Source organism: Dyella marensis (genome assembly GCF_049532885.1).
GTDB lineage: Bacteria > Pseudomonadota > Gammaproteobacteria > Xanthomonadales > Rhodanobacteraceae > Dyella_D > Dyella_D marensis.
Window position 1 is genome coordinate 3,068,433 of sequence record NZ_CP064029.1, and the last position, 16,436, is coordinate 3,084,868.

The 16,436-nt window shown below is 67.2% G+C and carries 9 protein-coding genes; 1 reads left to right on the plus strand and 8 read right to left on the minus strand.

The window, feature by feature from the left end:
• Positions 1-74 precede the first annotated feature (74 nt).
• Complete coding sequence (locus ISN75_RS13245) at positions 75-1,628, minus strand: alpha-N-arabinofuranosidase (protein WP_210427679.1); 1,554 nt, start codon at positions 1,626-1,628, stop codon at positions 75-77.
• Positions 1,629-2,339: 711 nt separating this feature from the next.
• Here ISN75_RS13245 and ISN75_RS13250 point away from each other — a divergent pair.
• Positions 2,340-3,311 carry a hypothetical protein gene (locus ISN75_RS13250; protein ID WP_343820066.1) on the plus strand — a complete coding sequence of 324 codons (972 nt, stop codon included), beginning with the start codon at positions 2,340-2,342 and terminating at the stop codon, positions 3,309-3,311.
• Between the two features lie 129 nt (positions 3,312-3,440).
• On the opposite strand, the gene ISN75_RS13255 is transcribed toward ISN75_RS13250, so the two are convergent.
• The 7 genes from ISN75_RS13255 to ISN75_RS13285 form a co-directional block, all read right to left on the minus strand.
• Positions 3,441-4,874 carry a PLP-dependent aminotransferase family protein gene (locus tag ISN75_RS13255; protein ID WP_343820067.1) on the minus strand — a complete coding sequence of 478 codons (1,434 nt, stop codon included), beginning with the start codon at positions 4,872-4,874 and terminating at the stop codon, positions 3,441-3,443.
• A gap of 104 nt (positions 4,875-4,978) precedes the next feature.
• Positions 4,979-5,926 carry a thioredoxin family protein gene (locus tag ISN75_RS13260; protein ID WP_343820068.1) on the minus strand — a complete coding sequence of 316 codons (948 nt, stop codon included), beginning with the start codon at positions 5,924-5,926 and terminating at the stop codon, positions 4,979-4,981.
• A gap of 70 nt (positions 5,927-5,996) precedes the next feature.
• Positions 5,997-9,146, minus strand: coding sequence for a TonB-dependent receptor (locus ISN75_RS13265; RefSeq protein WP_343820069.1), 3,150 nt, complete (start codon positions 9,144-9,146; stop codon positions 5,997-5,999).
• A gap of 189 nt (positions 9,147-9,335) precedes the next feature.
• Positions 9,336-9,944, minus strand: a complete 609-nt coding sequence (locus ISN75_RS13270; protein ID WP_343820070.1) for a YdaS family helix-turn-helix protein — start codon at positions 9,942-9,944, stop codon at positions 9,336-9,338.
• 461 nt (positions 9,945-10,405) lie between these two features.
• Complete coding sequence (locus ISN75_RS13275; protein ID WP_343820071.1) at positions 10,406-11,275, minus strand: DUF4434 domain-containing protein; 870 nt, start codon at positions 11,273-11,275, stop codon at positions 10,406-10,408.
• Between the two features lie 23 nt (positions 11,276-11,298).
• A complete protein-coding gene (locus tag ISN75_RS13280) occupies positions 11,299-14,196 on the minus strand; it encodes an NfrA family protein (protein WP_343820072.1) in 2,898 nt (965 codons plus the stop codon).
• On the minus strand, positions 14,193-16,436 hold the full coding sequence (locus tag ISN75_RS13285) for a glycosyl transferase family protein (RefSeq protein WP_167256829.1): 2,244 nt from the start codon (positions 16,434-16,436) through the stop codon (positions 14,193-14,195). The genes ISN75_RS13280 and ISN75_RS13285 overlap by 4 nt, the downstream gene beginning before the upstream one ends.

The following is a 16,436-nucleotide window of genomic DNA, read 5'->3' on the forward strand; positions in this document are numbered from 1 at the left end:
CTTTAGTGCTTTCGCGAAAGCCGGACAGCGACGCTACTGGATCCCGGCCTGCGCCGGGATGACGAGTAGAGGCGTTACCGCAACTCCAAAGTCACGATGGCCTTCGCCGGCAGCGATACCGCAAGAACACCATCGCCACCGATCTTCGCCCCATCGAACCCCACCGGCTTCACCGCATCCGGCTTCTCGAAGCTGTTGATGGTGTTAATCGCCGGCGCCGTCAACACACGCCCGCTCACCTTCCCGACCTTCATCCCAGGCAAAGCCACCGCCACCCGCAACGCATGCTCCGGATCGGGATTGACCAGCGCCACGTGCACCGCTCCATCCGTCCCCCGCGCCGCGGTGACGAACAAGCCCGGCACCCGCGCGCCGCCATGCGCGTACTCACCCGCGCGCACCTCCACCGGCAACGACGTCGCCCCCTGGAACACCTGGTACAGGTCGAACACGTGATAGGTCGGGGTCAGCACCATGCGCCCCTTGCTGGTGAGGATCATCGCCTGCAGCACGTTCACCATCTGCGCGATATTGGCCATGCGCACGCGCTCGGCATGCGCGTGGAAGATGTCCAGCGTGATCGCCGCCACCATCGCGTCGCGCAGGCTGTTCTGCTGGTACAGCGCGGAGTCGCCGGGCTCGGTGTCGTACCAGGTACCCCATTCGTCCACCGCCAGGGCGATGCGCTTCGCCGGGTCGTACTTGTCCATGATGGCGCTATGGCGGGAGACCAGTTCGTCCATGCGCAGCGCGGCTTTCAAGGTGGCGATCCAGGCGTTCTCGTCGAACGCCACCGCCGAGCCTTTGTGCTTCCAGTCGCCGGTGGGCAGCGTGTAGTAGTGCACGCCGTAGGCGTCGATCTGCGACGCCGCGCCGGCCATCACGGCTTCGGTCCAGGCGTAGTCGTCGGCATTGGCGCCGCTGGCCACCTTGCGCAAGGCGGGACCGCTCATGGTGCGCGCAAAGGTGGCGTACTGGCGGTACTGGTCGGCGTAGTACGCGCCGCGCATGTTGCCGCCGCAGCCCCAGCTTTCGTTGCCGATGCCCAGGTAGGCGATCTGCCACGGCTTGTCGCGGCCGTTCGCGCGGCGCTCGCGGGCGAGATCGGTCTGCCCGTTGCCGGTCACGTATTCCAGCCAGTCGCTCATCTCGCGCGGCGAACCGGTGCCCATATTGGCGGCCAGATAGGTCTGCGCGCCCACCAGCTCGGCGAAATCCATGAACTCGTGCGTGCCGACGGCATTGTGCTCTTCGCCGCCCCACGAGTGATTGGGCCGCACGGCGCGCTTGTCGCGCGGGCCGATGCCGTCGCGCCAGTGGTATTCGTCGGCGAAGCAGCCGCCGGGCCAGCGGATCACCGGTACGTGGATGGCTTTCAATGCATCGACCACGTCCTTGCGGAAGCCGTGCACATTCGGAATCGACGAGTTCTCGCCTACCCACAATCCTTCATCGATACCGCGCCCGAGCTGCTCGGCGAACTGGCCGTAGATTTCGCGATGGATCACCGCGCCCGGACGATCCACATGCACCGTCACCTGCGCACTTGGCGCATCGGCAAATGCAACGCCAACCGCGCCGGACGACACGCAACACCCCAATACCACCACCCACGTGCGCAACCCCATCACCTGCTCTCCCTCGTACCGGCGCGAATGCCAGCGCGCATCTTGGGCAAGAGCGGCTTGCGATTTCCGGGAATGGCGCTTGTGTTTTTTCCCAACGTGATATGGCGCACAAGCGCATTCCGCAGCCTGTGGCTGCGGGTGTCACGGAGTGACGTAACATGAACGGATCGCGTGTCACATGAGCGATACAGTGGCTTCACGCACGCTCACGCAAGTGACTGAAAGATCGTGCACTGGCTGCGTCAATGTAAGGCCGGCGACAGTCCTGCGCATGGATTGAATGCTTTGACTCGATCCATGTGATTCATGCTAACTAAAATTTCATCACTTGTAACGATGAGCAACTAGACTGCTCCCCGTCAGCGAAGCCCGGTGCGTTGTCTCCCGGGTGATACGGTCCGGCCCGCTCCAGGACGGGCGGAGCCACGCGGAAGGGCACACCGGAAGGGTGTCGTTCCGCGATGAGCTCCTGGTGGTTCCTGCCGTTTCGCCGGCACTCCCAGCGTCGATATCCGTCGCATCCCCTCGGTCTCCACGGCCCAGGGGTCGGGGGTTGCGTTGTACGGACGACCTTCACCAGTGCGCGGAACGCACGACTTAAGCCCGGCCGCCCGACTTTCGGGGGCGACCGATGTATCGCTGCGGCCTTTTTTTCGCCGCAGCCCACCGGGGGAACGGATCGCCCACGCAAGCGAACTCAAATCAAATCTGATGAACAAGACCACCGCAAAAACCCTTCTTGCTTCCCTGCTCGCCTCGGCCGCGCTCTACGCCGGCTCGGCTCCGCTGTCCCCCGACGTGCACGCCCAGGCCGCCACCACCATCAAGGCTCCGATCTACGGCGTGACGGTGGATGACATTTCCAACATCAACGCCATCGTTACTTCGCTCAGCAAGCTGCCGTACCGCCCGACGGTGCGCGTGGTGTTCGATCCGGACACCAGCACCGCCGACTACTACGCCGCCCTCGTCAAGCTGCACACCGTGGCTTACACCATGGGCGAGATCATGGACTCGTACTACTTCCCGACCGACATCAACACCTACACCGCGCGCACCAAGGAGCTGGTGGGCAAGCTCAACGGCCTGGTCGACGTGTGGGAGATCGCCAACGAGATCAACGGCGAATGGCTGCGTCCGAACCCGAACGGCAGCAACTCGGTGGTCAACGCGCAGGAAACGCAGATCGGCCAGATGGTCGCCGCCGCGCACCAGATCGTGAAGGCCGCTGGCGGCAAGACCGCCATCACGCTGTACTACAACGACGACAGCAAGGGCACCAACTGCTGGGAAAAGCCGGTCGACTACTGGAAGACCTGGCCGACCACCTTCCTGCCGCTGACCGTGCGCCAGCAGACCGACTACGCCCTGTTCAGCTACTACCCCTACCAGGACTGCCCGGGGCTGTCGCCGTCGTGGCAGGCTGACTTCACCGCGCTGGAAGGCATCTTCCCGAACGCCAAGGTCGGCTTCGGCGAGATCGGCACCTCGAGCCTGAGCGCGCCGGCTTCCGTGCAGACCAACCTGATCAAGACTTACTACCCGATGGTCAATACGATGAAGGACTCGCGCTTCATCGGCGGCGTTTTCTGGTGGAACTACGCCGAGCAGATGGTGCCGTACACCAAGACCTACTGGGGCACGCTGAACCAGACGATCTCGACGCTGAAGGTTCCGCAATAAGACCGCACCGCAGCTCTATCGTAGGTTGGGGTGAGCGCAGCGAACCCCAACATGCGCCGGAACAGAAAACGCCTCCTTGCGGAGGCGTTTTCTTTTTCCGACAACGTATGAATCAAGCACCGCCGCAACTCACGTCGGCACCGCATCCAGGCACTCCCCCAGCAACTGCATCGCATCGCGCAGCTCCGCCACCGACAGGCTGCAATAGCCCAGCAGCAGGCCCGGCCGCTTCGGCGGCGCGAAATAATGCGGCGCCATCGAATACAGCCCCAGCCCGCGCTCGTGCGCATACCACATCAAGGCCTCGGCCCGCTCGTGGTCGTAGCCGTTCAACCACGCCACCACATGCATGCCCGCCGGCGAATGCACGATCTCCACGCGGTCGCCGGCATGGCGGCGCAGGCCGGCGATCAAGGCCTCGCGCCGGCACTGCAGCTCCTTGCGCGCATGGCGCAGATGCCGCTCGAAACCGCCACTCTCCATGAAATGCGCCAGCGCGGCCTGCTCGATGCCGGGCGACGACACGTCGCTGAGGTACTTGGCGGTGGTGAGGTCTTCGCGCAGCGCCTCCGGCATCACCAGGTAGCCCATGCGCAGCGTGCCGAACAAGGTCTTGGAAAAAGTGCCCGCATAGATCACCCGGTCGCCTTCGTCGAGCGAGCGCAGCGCGGCCAGCGGGTGGGCGTCGTAGCGGAACTCGCCGTCGTAGTCGTCCTCGATGATCCAGCACTGCTTGCGCGCCGCGTAGCGCAGCAGCTCCAGCCGGCGCGGCAGCGACAGCACGGCGCCGGTGGGAAACTGATGCGAAGGGGTGACGCAGATCAGCTTGGGCGCCTGCTCCGGCAACTCGTCGCAGACCAGCCCGTCGTCGTCGCAGCGCACCGGATGCAGCTTCGCCCCATGCGCGTGCAGCACGTGATACGCGCCGAAATAATGCGGCTCTTCCAGCACGGCCGTGTCGCCCTCGTCGAGCAGCACGCGCGCGCACAGCGAATACGCCTGCTGGGTGCCGGTGACTATCAGGATCTTGTCCGGCTCGGTCAGCAGGCCGCGCCGGCGCGCCAGGTAGGCGCAGATCTGCTGGCGCAGCGCAGGCAGGCCCCACGAACCGGTGATGCCCAGCGTCGAATAGGCGGCGGCGCGCGCCAGCTCGCGCCCCCAGGCGGCATTCAAGGCCGGATTGGTCAGCGGGTCGCCGTAGCGCATTTCGTAGCGCAGGCCGTAATGCAAGCGTGCGATCTTGCGCTCGCGGAACAGCCGGGCCCGCTCGGCATAGCGCGACTGGGCCGTATCGGCCGCGTTCGCCGGCCGCGGCAGCGACGGCGTCAGCTGCAGGCCCGTGACGTAGCTGCCCGATCCCACCCGGCCGTTGATAAAGCCCTCGGCGCGCAGCTGCTCGTACGCCGCCAGCACCGTGGTGCGCGACAGGCCGAGGTTGAGCGCGAACTCGCGCGTCGGCGGCAGACGCGAGCCGGCGAGCATGCGCCCGTCGAGAATGGACGACTTCAGCGCGCGGACCAGCTGCGCGTATTGCGGACCTTGACCGTCGAGTTCGAGAAACATGCCGGCGCACACTCCATGGCGTCGGCCATAAGGGTTGCGCACAACCCGGGTGCGCAGCAATCCCGGGGCATGCTGCGGCGCGGCTGCACGAAGCGTGCCCACGCTCAGCCGAACGTGAAGGAGTACACCCGCAGCCCCGCCCGCGGGATGCGCAGGTGCAGCACGTGCTCGCGGTCGTCATGGCTGTCGAACAGCGTGTAAAGGCGGCTGCCCTGCACTTCCATCGCCGGTTGCGGGTTGCCGTCGACGGTCACCTCCAGCGCAGTGGTGCTGTCCGCGCTGGCCACCATGTACAGCCTGGCAGCCTTGAAGCGCAGCTGCAGTTCCACCTCCGTGCCCACCGTGCGGGCGTACTGGCGGGTGATCTCCCAGCTGCCGCCGAGCGCGAACTTGTGCATCGCCAATGCCGCGGGAACGCTGAAGCGCCGCGTCCCTTCGCGGCCGCTTTCCGCGTTGCCGAAGCCTTGCTGTCCCGCGCTGCCCAGATGCAGTTCCGGCGTGTCGCCCGGCCCCGGCTTGAACTGGTTCGCCGTGTTCTCCGGCGCCTGCATGTCCAGGCCCAGCAGCAGCCGGATCGCGTTCTCCATCTTGTCGTAGCCGCCTTCGCCATAGTGATGGCCGATCAGCTTGCCGTCGCGGTCGACCAGGTACTCCGCCGGCCAGAACTGGTTGTGCCATGCGTTCCAGGTGGACAAGCCGCTGTCCATCGCCACCGGATAGGTGACGCCGGCCCGCGCGATCGCCGCCTGCACATTGGCCGGGTCGCGCTCGAAATCGAACTCCGGCGCGTGCACGCCGACCACCACCAGGCCCTGGTCCTTGTAGGTCTCGTACAGGTGCTCGACGTGCGGCATCGCGCGGATGCAGTTGATGCAGGAGTACGCCCAGAAATCGATCAGCACGACCTTGCCGCGCAGGGCCGACATGCTCAACGGCGGTGAGTTGAACCAGTGGTCGATGCCGGCGAATTCGGGGGCTTGCGTGGACGTGGATGCCACTGCTTCGCCGCAAGCGAAGGAGAGCAGCGCCGCCAAAAGCATCGATTTGTTCATTGCCATGGCTCCGCAAAGCAAACGCCCGCCAAGGTGCCCGGCACTGGCGCCGGGCACCCGCCACCCGGGCTCAGTAGTCGTAGGTGATGCCGAACTGCACGTAGCGCGGCGACTGTGTGGACAACGGCAGGTTGTAGGTCGGGCGCACGCTGGTGGAACTGCCGTAGCGCCCGTTGGTCTGCGTGATCGCCTGCTTGTTGAGCACGTTGTAGATCTGCACGCTGAAGCCCAGCCGCTGGCGTCCCCACGCCGGCCGGTACTGCGCGCCCAGGCTGAGCAGATAGGTCCAGGGCTGGCGCTTGTAGCCGGGCACCACCGGCACGCCGCCGCAGAAATGGTAGAAGGAGCCGTAGCCCAGGCCGGGGTTGGTCTGGTCCGCCCCGTACAGGCCCAGGCAGGTCTTGGGCGCACCGGACAGGATCGCCACGTTGCCCGAGACCAGCCACTCCGGCGCCACCTGGTAGTAGCCGTAGGCTTTGAGCTGGTGCGTGCGGTCGTTCGACAGCGCACCGTTGGCGTAATCCATCACCTGCGTGTAATCCCAGTCCACCGTCGCCGACACGTCGGTCTGGCCGATATCCGAACGCACCTGGCCTTCGGTATTGCCGTAGTTGCGCGAGAACAGGTAATCGAGCTTGCCGTACCACTTGCCGTCGAACGGATGCTCCAGGTACATCTCCAGCGCGTAGTACTTGCGCTTGAGCGTGGTGTTGAAGCCCATGTCCTTCTTCCAGTCCAGCGGCACCTCGTAGTAGCCGCCGGACAGTTTCGGCACCTGGATGACCGGGTTGCTGCCCGGGTTGATCAGGTAGCTGCCCTGGATGCCATTGACCTTGTCGTAATCGTTCATGCCCAGCTCGGCCATCTTCGCCGCGATGCGGCCGGTGTCGCCCCAGTCGTCGATGGCGCGGCCGAGCTTGCGCCAGGTGGCCTTGGCACCGTACACCCAGGCATCGCCCAGCTTCTTGTCGAAGCCGAGGATCAGTTCGTCCTGGTATTCCGATTTGATATTGGTGGCCGCGGCCGTCTTCGGATCGCGCGGCTGGCCGTATTCGAGATTGGCAGAGATCGGCTGTTCCAGGCCGCGGTAGGTGTCGATCGGCGTCAGCCCGGTGGGATAGCCGGTCTTCGGATCGATGCCGGTGTAGGTGTAATACACGTTGGTAAAGGTGGACGAACCCGCCGAACGCAAGGCCACCGATGCCGGCACCGCCAGGTAATAGCGGCCGGCATTGCCATACACCTTCAGGCTGGAATCGCCGTTGACGTCCCAGGTGAAGCCGAGCCGCGGCGCCAGCTGCGAATGGGTGAGCCGCAGATAAGGCGTGCCGGCGCCGTTGTAGTTGGTGAACTCGTCGTTGCGCAGGCCGATCTTCACCAGCCAGCGGTCGTTGATCTGCCAGGCGTCCTCGATGTATTGCGCCTGCTGTTTCACCCGCACCGAAGCGCTGTTGGCGAACACCTGCCTGGAAACGTAATAGCCGGTCGAGCCGCCCGCATAGCCGCCCGGCGGGCGCACCCACGGATAACCTTGCCAACCCGGTCCGTTCGCGTCCGGGCCGCCGGTGATCCAGGTGTTCGGATCGCCGGACGCATACGCCCATCCGAAGCCGGGGCCGGAAGTGAACTGGCCATCGTGGATGTCGCGCACGTCCTGGTTGTCGATGCCCGCGGTCAGGGTGTGGTCGCCCAGCTTGTAGCTCAGGTCCAGGCGCAGGTTGGTGTTCTTGGTGATGTGCTGCGGATCGAACAGCTGCACCACGGTCTGCGCATTGCCGTAGGAGGAGCCGCCGGTGAGCGCGGGATTCTGCGAGGACTGCCCGATGATCGGACTGAGCGTCGGGTCGTAACCCGGCAGCTCGTTGTAATGCGTGCCCTTCATCTTGCCGTACAGCACCGACAGCGTCAGCGAGTCGGTGAGGTAGCTGGTGAACTTGCCCAGATACAGGTCCGAACCGTCCTTGATGTTCAGGTCGTGGTGATCGAACGGCCCTTCCTTGCCGGTGGCGTAGTCGTATTGGTACAGATTGCCGCGGTAGGACGATTTGTTCGACGCGCCGGTCAGCTCGAGCAGGTTGCTGTCGGTGATGTTCCAGTCCAGCTTGGTGTACCACTTCGGATCGTTCAGCCGGCTATGGTTGTTGTAGCTCGGCGCCAGGTTGAAGCCCACGCCCGCCACCGAACCGACCGCACCCGAAGGCATGCCTGCCGATGCGCCTGTGCCCTGGATGCGTTCGCCCTCGACCGAGGTGAACACATACAGCTTGTCCTTGATCAGCGGGCCGCCGACATAGGCATCGACCGTGGTGGTGGTGGACTTGTTGTCGCCGCGCCGCCAATACAGCTGCCCGGCCTTGGGGCTGCCTTCGCCGTAGTAGATGTCGCGCGGATCGCCCTGCAGCCCCTTCGGCTTCCACAACACCTGCCCGCCGACATGCCACTCGTTGGTACCGCGCTTGCCCACCTGGCTGATCACACCGCCGTCGGAGCGGCCGTACGCCGCGCCATAGCCGCCGCTGAGGATTTCCTCCTGGTCGATCGAACCGTAAGGCAAGGTCAGGCCGCCGAAACCGCTGATCGGATCGGTGGTGTTGAATCCGTTGATGTAATACGCGTTCTCGGTGACGGACGAACCGCCGAACGAGACAAACTTGCGCGGCGACGACGCGCCCATGCCCATGCCCATGAACGTGTCGCTGCCTTCCACCGCTCCCGGCGCCAGCAAGGCGATCGCTTCGGCGCTGCGCGCCAGCGGCAAGCGCGCGAGCTGCTGCGAGGTGACCACGGTGCGCGAATCCACCTGGGTCACGTCGATCGCCGGCAGGCTGTTCGCCGTCACCGTCACCGAGGCCAGGTTCTGCGCGTTCTGCGCCACGAAGGAAACCTCGGTGCCCGCGCCGACGTGCAGTTCGACGTCGGTGCGCGTGTCGACCGTCTGCCCGTCGCGCTGCAAGGTGACGGTGTAGGTGCCTAGCGGCAGCGCGGCGATCGCATAGCGGCCCGATGCATCCACCGCCACCTGCCGCGTCACGCCCGATGCGTTCTGCACTTTCACCGTGCCGCCCGCGGCGGCCGGCGCCTGGCCGAAGATGCTGCCGGTGGTGGCCTGCGCATGCACGGGCGGCGCCATGGCGCCGTACAGCGCGAGCGCCAGGGCCATGCCGAGGGCGGACGGACAGACCCTGGATCGGGCCGAGCGAATCCGATGCTGGTAGTTCATGCGACTCCCCTTGAATAGCTTGATGGATATCCGCGGCCCGGATGCCGCGAAGACACTGCGGTGGTGCCATCGGCACCGGCGAGGACCACGCCGCGGCCGCAACTGCCTGGCGTGGCGGTTTTGGCGCACAGGCCTCCACGACCTCCCGTGCGGAGGCCTGTGCACGAACACGAGGTCGATCCCCTGCGCTCAGGTGGGCGGCGCTTGACCGTTGCCGCGCAGACAGCCGGCAAGCTTCTTGTGGAAAGCGATGACGCGCGTGGCGTCGGGTGGCTCGGCGAGCATGGTGTAGAGCTCGACGATGGCTTCGGCACGCTGCGCAACGCTCAGCGCGCCGCCGGCCAGCACGATGTAGGACTGCAGCATCTGCAAGGCGGCCGCGAGCCGTTCGGCATCGACGCCGGTCTTGTGCGCCGGCGCGTTCGCCGCCGGCACGTCGTCGGCGGTCATGCCGCCCTCGCCGCTGACCAGCCACAGCGCCGAGATGCCCATGGCCCGCGCCAGCACCACGCAGCGGTGGCGCGAGATATCGCCGCGGCCGCGGCTCCAGTTGTTCACCGTGCGCGCGGTGACGCCGCAGCAGCGCGCCAGCGCGCCGACGCCGCCGGCACGTTCGATCAGCAGCCGGATGCGCTCGGGGAAATCCTGTTCGGCGGTTCGGGCCGATGCCGCAAGCCTGGTGTCAGCTTGGGCATGCGCCTTGCCTCGGCGGTCGGCTACGTCCAGTGCAAAAGGAACGCCGGATACGGCGGCGCCGGTCGAGATCGTTCTCGCCGCCGCCAGCAAATCATCGGACACGGATACCAAAGCGGACACAGGGTTCACTCCGGATCGACTGGGCTGGAAGAAGGGACTCGCACGGAAGTGGGGAGCTTCCGGCGAGCCAAGGTGGCCGCGTCAAACCGTTGAGTGTGGGGACATCAACTTTTCGTTATCGCGGCTGGAGGCAAAGATAGGCGCCGGCCGCGCGGACGGTACATAACCAATTTGGACGGATTCGTAGAGACCAATTCAGATTGGCGGGGCACGCGCGAGCCTCGCCCGACCTCCCCCTCCGGCCAGGGAACTCAAGCCTTCGCGCAACCTGCCCCCTCTCCCCCGCGGGGAGAGGGTTGGGGTGAGGGGGACCTACGGAGCGATGAAGCGAAGCAGCAAAGCAAGCGACGCTTCGTCGATCTTCCACCGCGAGCACCCACCCCTCATCCGGCTGCCGCCACCTTCTCCCCGAAGGGGCGAAGGGTTTTACTAGGCGGGGCTTTCTAGCGCCGCAACGCCTCCATCTCCGGCAAATACCGCAACTCAAAAAACGCCGTGTCTCCACCACAAGGCGCCCTCTGCACCAGCGCCACCTCCACATCCCGCCCATCCAGCGGCTCCGCCTTGAACGCCTCATCGCCCCCGGTCTGCCGGAACACCTCATACACCACACCCGCCGCCCCCTTCCGATCGCACGACATCGCCGAAGCCAGATACACCGCACTCTCGCCGCGGCTCAACCGCGCCGTCCCCGCACCGTCCTGCACCCACGCCTGCACACCGCTGCCACGCACGTCCGCCACCAGCTGCGCATACGCCGCCGGCGCCATATGCCCGGCAAAGAAGGTGCTCACGAACACCGGCCGCGCCAATACGCGGTCCAGCTGCCGCCGCTCCAGCGCCAGGTAATCGCGCAGCACCTCGCGCGCTTCCGGCTCGCGCCAGCGGCGGTCGTCGATCTCCATCGGCAGGTACCAGCCGGCGATGTCCTGCTCGCCCAGCTCGGCGGCCCAACGGCGCGCCGCCTCGGCATCCTGGCGGGCCAGTGAACGCAGGTAGTCGTCCAGCGCCGTTGCCGGCATTTCCTGGCGCTGGAAGAACGCCGGATCGCTGTGCAGCCCCAGCACGACGCGCAACCCGGCGGCGCGCGCTTCGCGAACCCGCTGCAACAGCCATGCATGCCCCGCGGGATCCGCGAAGGCATCGCCATACTGCGTCCACTGCACCACCAGGGTGTCGAAGCCGCGCGCACGCAACTGCGCAAACCACCCCGGCCACTGCGCCACCGCCACCTCGCGGTCGCGCGTCTGCGGCTGGTAGAACACCGCCGTGGTGGCCTGCGCCAGCCACGGCGCCAGCAGCAGCGCCACCATCAACCACCACCGCCGCGCCCGGCTCACCACGCGGTCCTCACGATCAGGAACACCGCGTTCTTCTCGCGCAGATAGCTGGTGAAGGCATGCTGCCCCTCCACCGCCACGCTGAAGCGATGCGGATACGCGTCGTAGCGCGTCTCGCCGAACCACAGGTTCCATTGCACGCCCAGGCCCACGCGGCCGTCGCGCTGGAAGCTGCCCCGGTTGCGGTCGATGCCGGTGAACTGCACGCGCGCATACGGCTCGATCGACTGCCCCTCCGCCAGCTTGCGGTGCCAGCCGAGCTGGTAGTCGGCGGTCAGCACCGTCTGCTTGGCGCGCAGATAGCGCGCCACGTCCACGTAGAAGTTCTGCGACCACCAGCCGCCGCCGGAGGCATGCCAATCGTCGTTGAGGTGCGGGCCGAACGACCAGGAGCCGGCCGCGCGCAGCAGGGTGTCGTTGCGGGTGAAGCGGCTGCCGGACACCGGCGTCTGCTGCTCGGCCGACAGCACGATGTTCTGCGTGGTCAGCGGTTTCCAGTGCACGCCCACGCCCAGCATCCAGCCATGGATCGGCCACACCGAGCCGCCGTTGCCGCTGCCGGCGAATACGCGCGCATAGGCCGCCAGCGTATTGATGTCGGCGCCGTTCCACGGCGGATCGAAGCGGTACTGCCCTTCCATCTGGAAATAGCTGCGGTACGACTGGCCAGGGTTGGCCGCGTTCGCCGCCGACGACACCGTGTCACCCAGCGTCATGTCGGCATTGAAGCGCCACTTGCGGCCCAGGTCCTCGTGCAGGCGGCGCAGCTCGAAGCGTTGCTGGCCTTCGTTCTGTGCGGCATCCGTGGCGTCGGCGGCGCCGGTGCCGCCGGCGTCGAGCTGGTCGATCGCCTGCGCGGCATAGCTGCGCGCCTGGCTGCTGTCGCCCAGCTTCTGGTGCACGTAGAGCAACTGCCAGGTGAGCTTGGCGTCGTCCGGGTTGGCGCGGTGCGCACGCTCGAACTGCACCACCGCCAACTCCGGCGAGCCATTCTGCAGATAGGCGTAGCCGAGCTGCGCGGCGAGCTTGTCGTCGTCTGGCGCCAGCACGGCGGCGCGCTGCAGCGAGAGCAGGGCCGGACGGGTTTCGCCGGCCTGGGTCTGCAAGGCCGCCAGGCGCTGGTAGTAGCGCGCTTCCGGATGCAGGGCGATGGCGTTGTCCAGATCGGTGCGCGCCAGCGCCGGGTCGCGCGGCTCGTCGGCCTGCGCGCGCAGCCACCAGTAGGCGTGGTCCTGCCGCCCGCCCTGCGCCGCGTAGCTGTCCAGCCAGGCGCGCGCCACGCCGGGCTGCTCGGCGCTCATCGCCGTGGTCGCCGCGGCGAGCAGGTCGTCGGTCTTCATATGCTCGACCGGCACCGCGCGCCAGGCCTGCAGGGCGGTGGCGTAGTCGCGTGCGCCGTAGGCCTGGTAGGCCAGCGCGCGCGTGGTGTCGGGGTCGGGCTTGCGCTTGTTCGCTTCGGCGTAGGCGTATTCGGCCAGGCCGGGGCGGTCGTTGCCGTAGCAGTCGCCGAGCTGGCGCCACAGTTCCGCCGGATAGTCGGGCGAGAGGTCCGACATCACCTGGCGGATGCCGTCGCAGTCGCGCAGCGCGGCCAGGATCGGCACCTGCACGATGCGCAGCGGCACGCTGTCCAGCGGCCGCGCCAGGCGCGCGCGGTCGGCGGCGGAGAACGCGGCGGCCTGCTTGGCCGCCAGCACCGCCAGCCGCGCGAACAAGGTGCCGGCCTGCGGATTGCCGCCGAACGGATACGAGGCCAGCAGCAGCCGCTCGGCCTGGTCCGGCGCGCCGGCATCCATCAGGCGATAGCTGAGCGGATCGAGCAGGCGATGCCCGTCCGGCTGCGCCACCAGCGCCTCGGCCTGTTCGCGCGCGTCCTCATAGCGCCCTTGCGCCAGCGCCAGCGAGAAACGCTCCTCGCGATAGCTGTCCTTGGGCAGCCGCGCCAGCAGGCGCTGCGTCGCGCCATCGTCGTGGCGCGCCAGCGCCAGCGGCAGCGACGAACGCGCCTGCCAGGCCGCATTGGCCGGGAAGCGCGCTTCGTACAGATCCAGCAGTTCCGGCCGCGCGCGCCCCACCTGCGCCAGCAGGTTCACCCATTGCCGCTCGTCCTTCTCGTCGTCGAAGGCCGGCTGGTGCACGGCGAGATAGTCTTCCAGCGCCTTGCGTTCGCCCGCGGCGGACAGGCCCAGCGCCACGGCCAGTTCCTGTGCCGGCGCGCCGAGTCCGCCACGCGCCTGCAGGTCGCGCGCTTCCAGCGCCCTGCCCTGCATCAGCAACAGGTTGAACCATTGCGCGCGTTCGTCGGGGCCGATCTGCCCCAGCTGATCCAGCGCCGCCAGCTGCTGCGCGGCGCGGTTGCGATCGCCCAGATAGATCGAGCGCTGCACCAGCGCGCGGCGCAGTGCCAGGCCTTCGCTGGTCTTGGCGAAATCCGCCGCGGCCAGTTCCGCCTGCGTGCGATCGAGCTGGCCCGCCTGCAAGGCGTCGAAGCCGCGTTGCGCACGGCACACCGGCCGGTTGTCGACCTTGCAGTCCACCGCGGCCTCGGCCGGCGGCGGCGCGCGCAGGCGCGGATCGGCCGGCGTATAGCGGCGCTGGTCGTCCAGCACCGTGCGCGCCTTGTCGGCATGGCCGAAATGGCGATATGCCTCGGCCAGGTCCAGCGCGGTGTCGATGCTCTGCGGCGCCAGCGCGCGGGCGCGCTCGAATTCGGCCAGCGCGGTGCGCTCGTCGTTGGCGCGCAGCGCGGCGAAGCCGGCCTGGCGATGGGGATACAACAGGAATTGCTGGTAACGGCTGGCGCTGTCCGGCTGCTGGCCCGCCGCGCAAAGCGGCAGGGCCGGTGCCATGGCGAACAGCGCGGCCGCACAACGAGTCGGCCATGGGCGTTTCATGCCACGCGCTCCGTCCACTGCATAACCTGCTGCACCGGCGGGGCGGCCTCCTTCTCCAGGAGCGCCGCGAGGCTGGGTTGCAGCGCCGATTGCAGGGCCAGCAAGCGGTCGAGCGTGTCCTGGCCGATCACTCCCTGGGCCACCAGGAACGCACCCAGCGGTTGCCCGCTGCGCGCATGGCTCAACAGCAATGCCTTGAATGCCACTTCATCCAGGTGCCCCTGCGCCACCAGGATCTCGCCCAGCATCACCTGCCGGGAAACGTAGTCGTCCCACAGCTGCCGCGCGCGTTCGGCGCCGATGCGCCCGCTGCGTGCGGCGGCCTCCAGCAGCTTGCGCGGATCGTGCTCGCGCTCCGGCGACTGCGCGTACCAGCGGCGCAGCCCCACCGTGACCTGGCCCTTGTGCGCGATCACGTAGCGCACCGGCCGGTCCAGCTTGCGCGCGATCGCCGCCAGCGACACCGGGTCGACGTACGACTCGCTCGCCAGCACCAGCGTGCCGCCGTCCACGCGCAGCGGCAGCACCGCGTACTGCAAGGCCACGGCCGCGGGCATCGCGGTGAAGAGTTCAGGCGCCAAGGTCTCGGCGTCCACCGTCTCGGTATCCACGCCGGCCTGTTCGGCGATCGGCCGCGCCAGCTGCTCGGCGGTGATCACGCCCTGGTGGATCAGCGTGCTGCCCGGATGCAGGCCTTCGATCGGCTGCGCGCGCGCCTGGCGCAGGCGCGCCTCGGTGAGCGCGCCCTGGGTCACCAGCAATTCGTCCAGCGAGCGCTTGGAGCGGTTCTCGCCGCCGATGCTGGGGAAATCGTGGGTGGTCTTGTCCCAGGCCACGCGGCGCGGATCGCCGGTCTGCAGGATCTGCTTGATCGCGCGCCAGTTGGCCAGGAAGTTGACCAGGTTGCTCCACAGCAGCCGCGGGATCGCCAGCAGGCCCTGCTTCACCCCGTAGTACGCGGTGACGAACACGATGCGCTGCAGGATGCGGTTGGCCATCAGGCCCGCATTGGCGTACAGCACCATGTCCAGCCAATGCTGCCCTTCGAAGATCGACAGGAAGCGCGGCGCGCCCGGCCACAGCTGCTGCACCGTGCCGATGACCAGCAGCTGCGCCAGCACCAGCATCGCGCCGAAGCTGACGAAGTTGGCGATGGCGCCCTTGCGGTCGCGCCACAGGAAATAATTCAGCACCAGGCCGTGCCGCCACTTCCAGCCATGCGTGCGGTAGCCCTGGTAGACGATGCCGATGATCCAGCGCGACTTCTGCCGCACCGCGGTCGAAAGGCGGTCGGGGAAATATTCGCGCACGCAGATCACGTTGGATTCGCGCCGGCTCTGCCCGAACGGCGGCGGCTTCTGGTGCTTGCGGTAGCGCAGCACCGGGAAGCGCACGAAGATCTCCTGCATGCCGCGCGCCTTCAGGCGCAGGCCGATGTCGTAGTCCTCGGTCAGGCTCTGCACGTCGAAGGCGACGCCGTTGCCTTCCTCGATCAGCGCCAGCACCGCGCGCCGGCTGAAGCAGGTGCCGACGCCCGCGCTGGGCACCTGGCCGGCCAGCGCCTCGCGCACCGGTACATCTTTGCCATGCAGTTCGGCGAATTCGTCCAGGTAATGCAGGCTGGTGAAGTTGTTCCACTGCCGCTCGAACGGATACACCGGAATCTGGATCAGGTCCTTGCGGCCCACCAGGTAGTTGAACAGGCGCAGCTCCATCGCGCAGACCACGTCCTCCGCATCGTGCAGGATGAAACCCTCGAAGCTCAGCTTGGCGCGGCGCTCGAACTGCAGAATCGCGTCGAGCACGTTGTTGAGGCAGTCGGCCTTGCTGGTCGGACCCGGCCGCGCGCACACCACTTTATGCACGTTGGGGAAGCGCGCGCTCACTTCGTCCACGTCGCGCTGCGTGTCGGCGTCGTTCGGATAGGTGCCGACGAAGATGTGGTAGTTCTCGTAGTCCAGCGTGCTGGCGGCCAGCTCGGCCATGTGCCCGATCACGCCGGTCTCGTGCCAGGCCGGCACCATGATGGCCAGCGGCTTTTCCGCCGGCCGGTACAGCTCGTGGTAGTAGGTGCGCTCGTGCCGGCGGTACACCACCAGCGCCTTCCACGTGCGCCGCGTCCAGTACACGAGGTCGATGAACAGATCGTCCATGCCGCTCAGCAGCATGAGTATGGCGATCGCCGATACGGCCACGCTCAGGCCGTACAGGTAGGTCGTGAATGCATCCAGCCACCACAT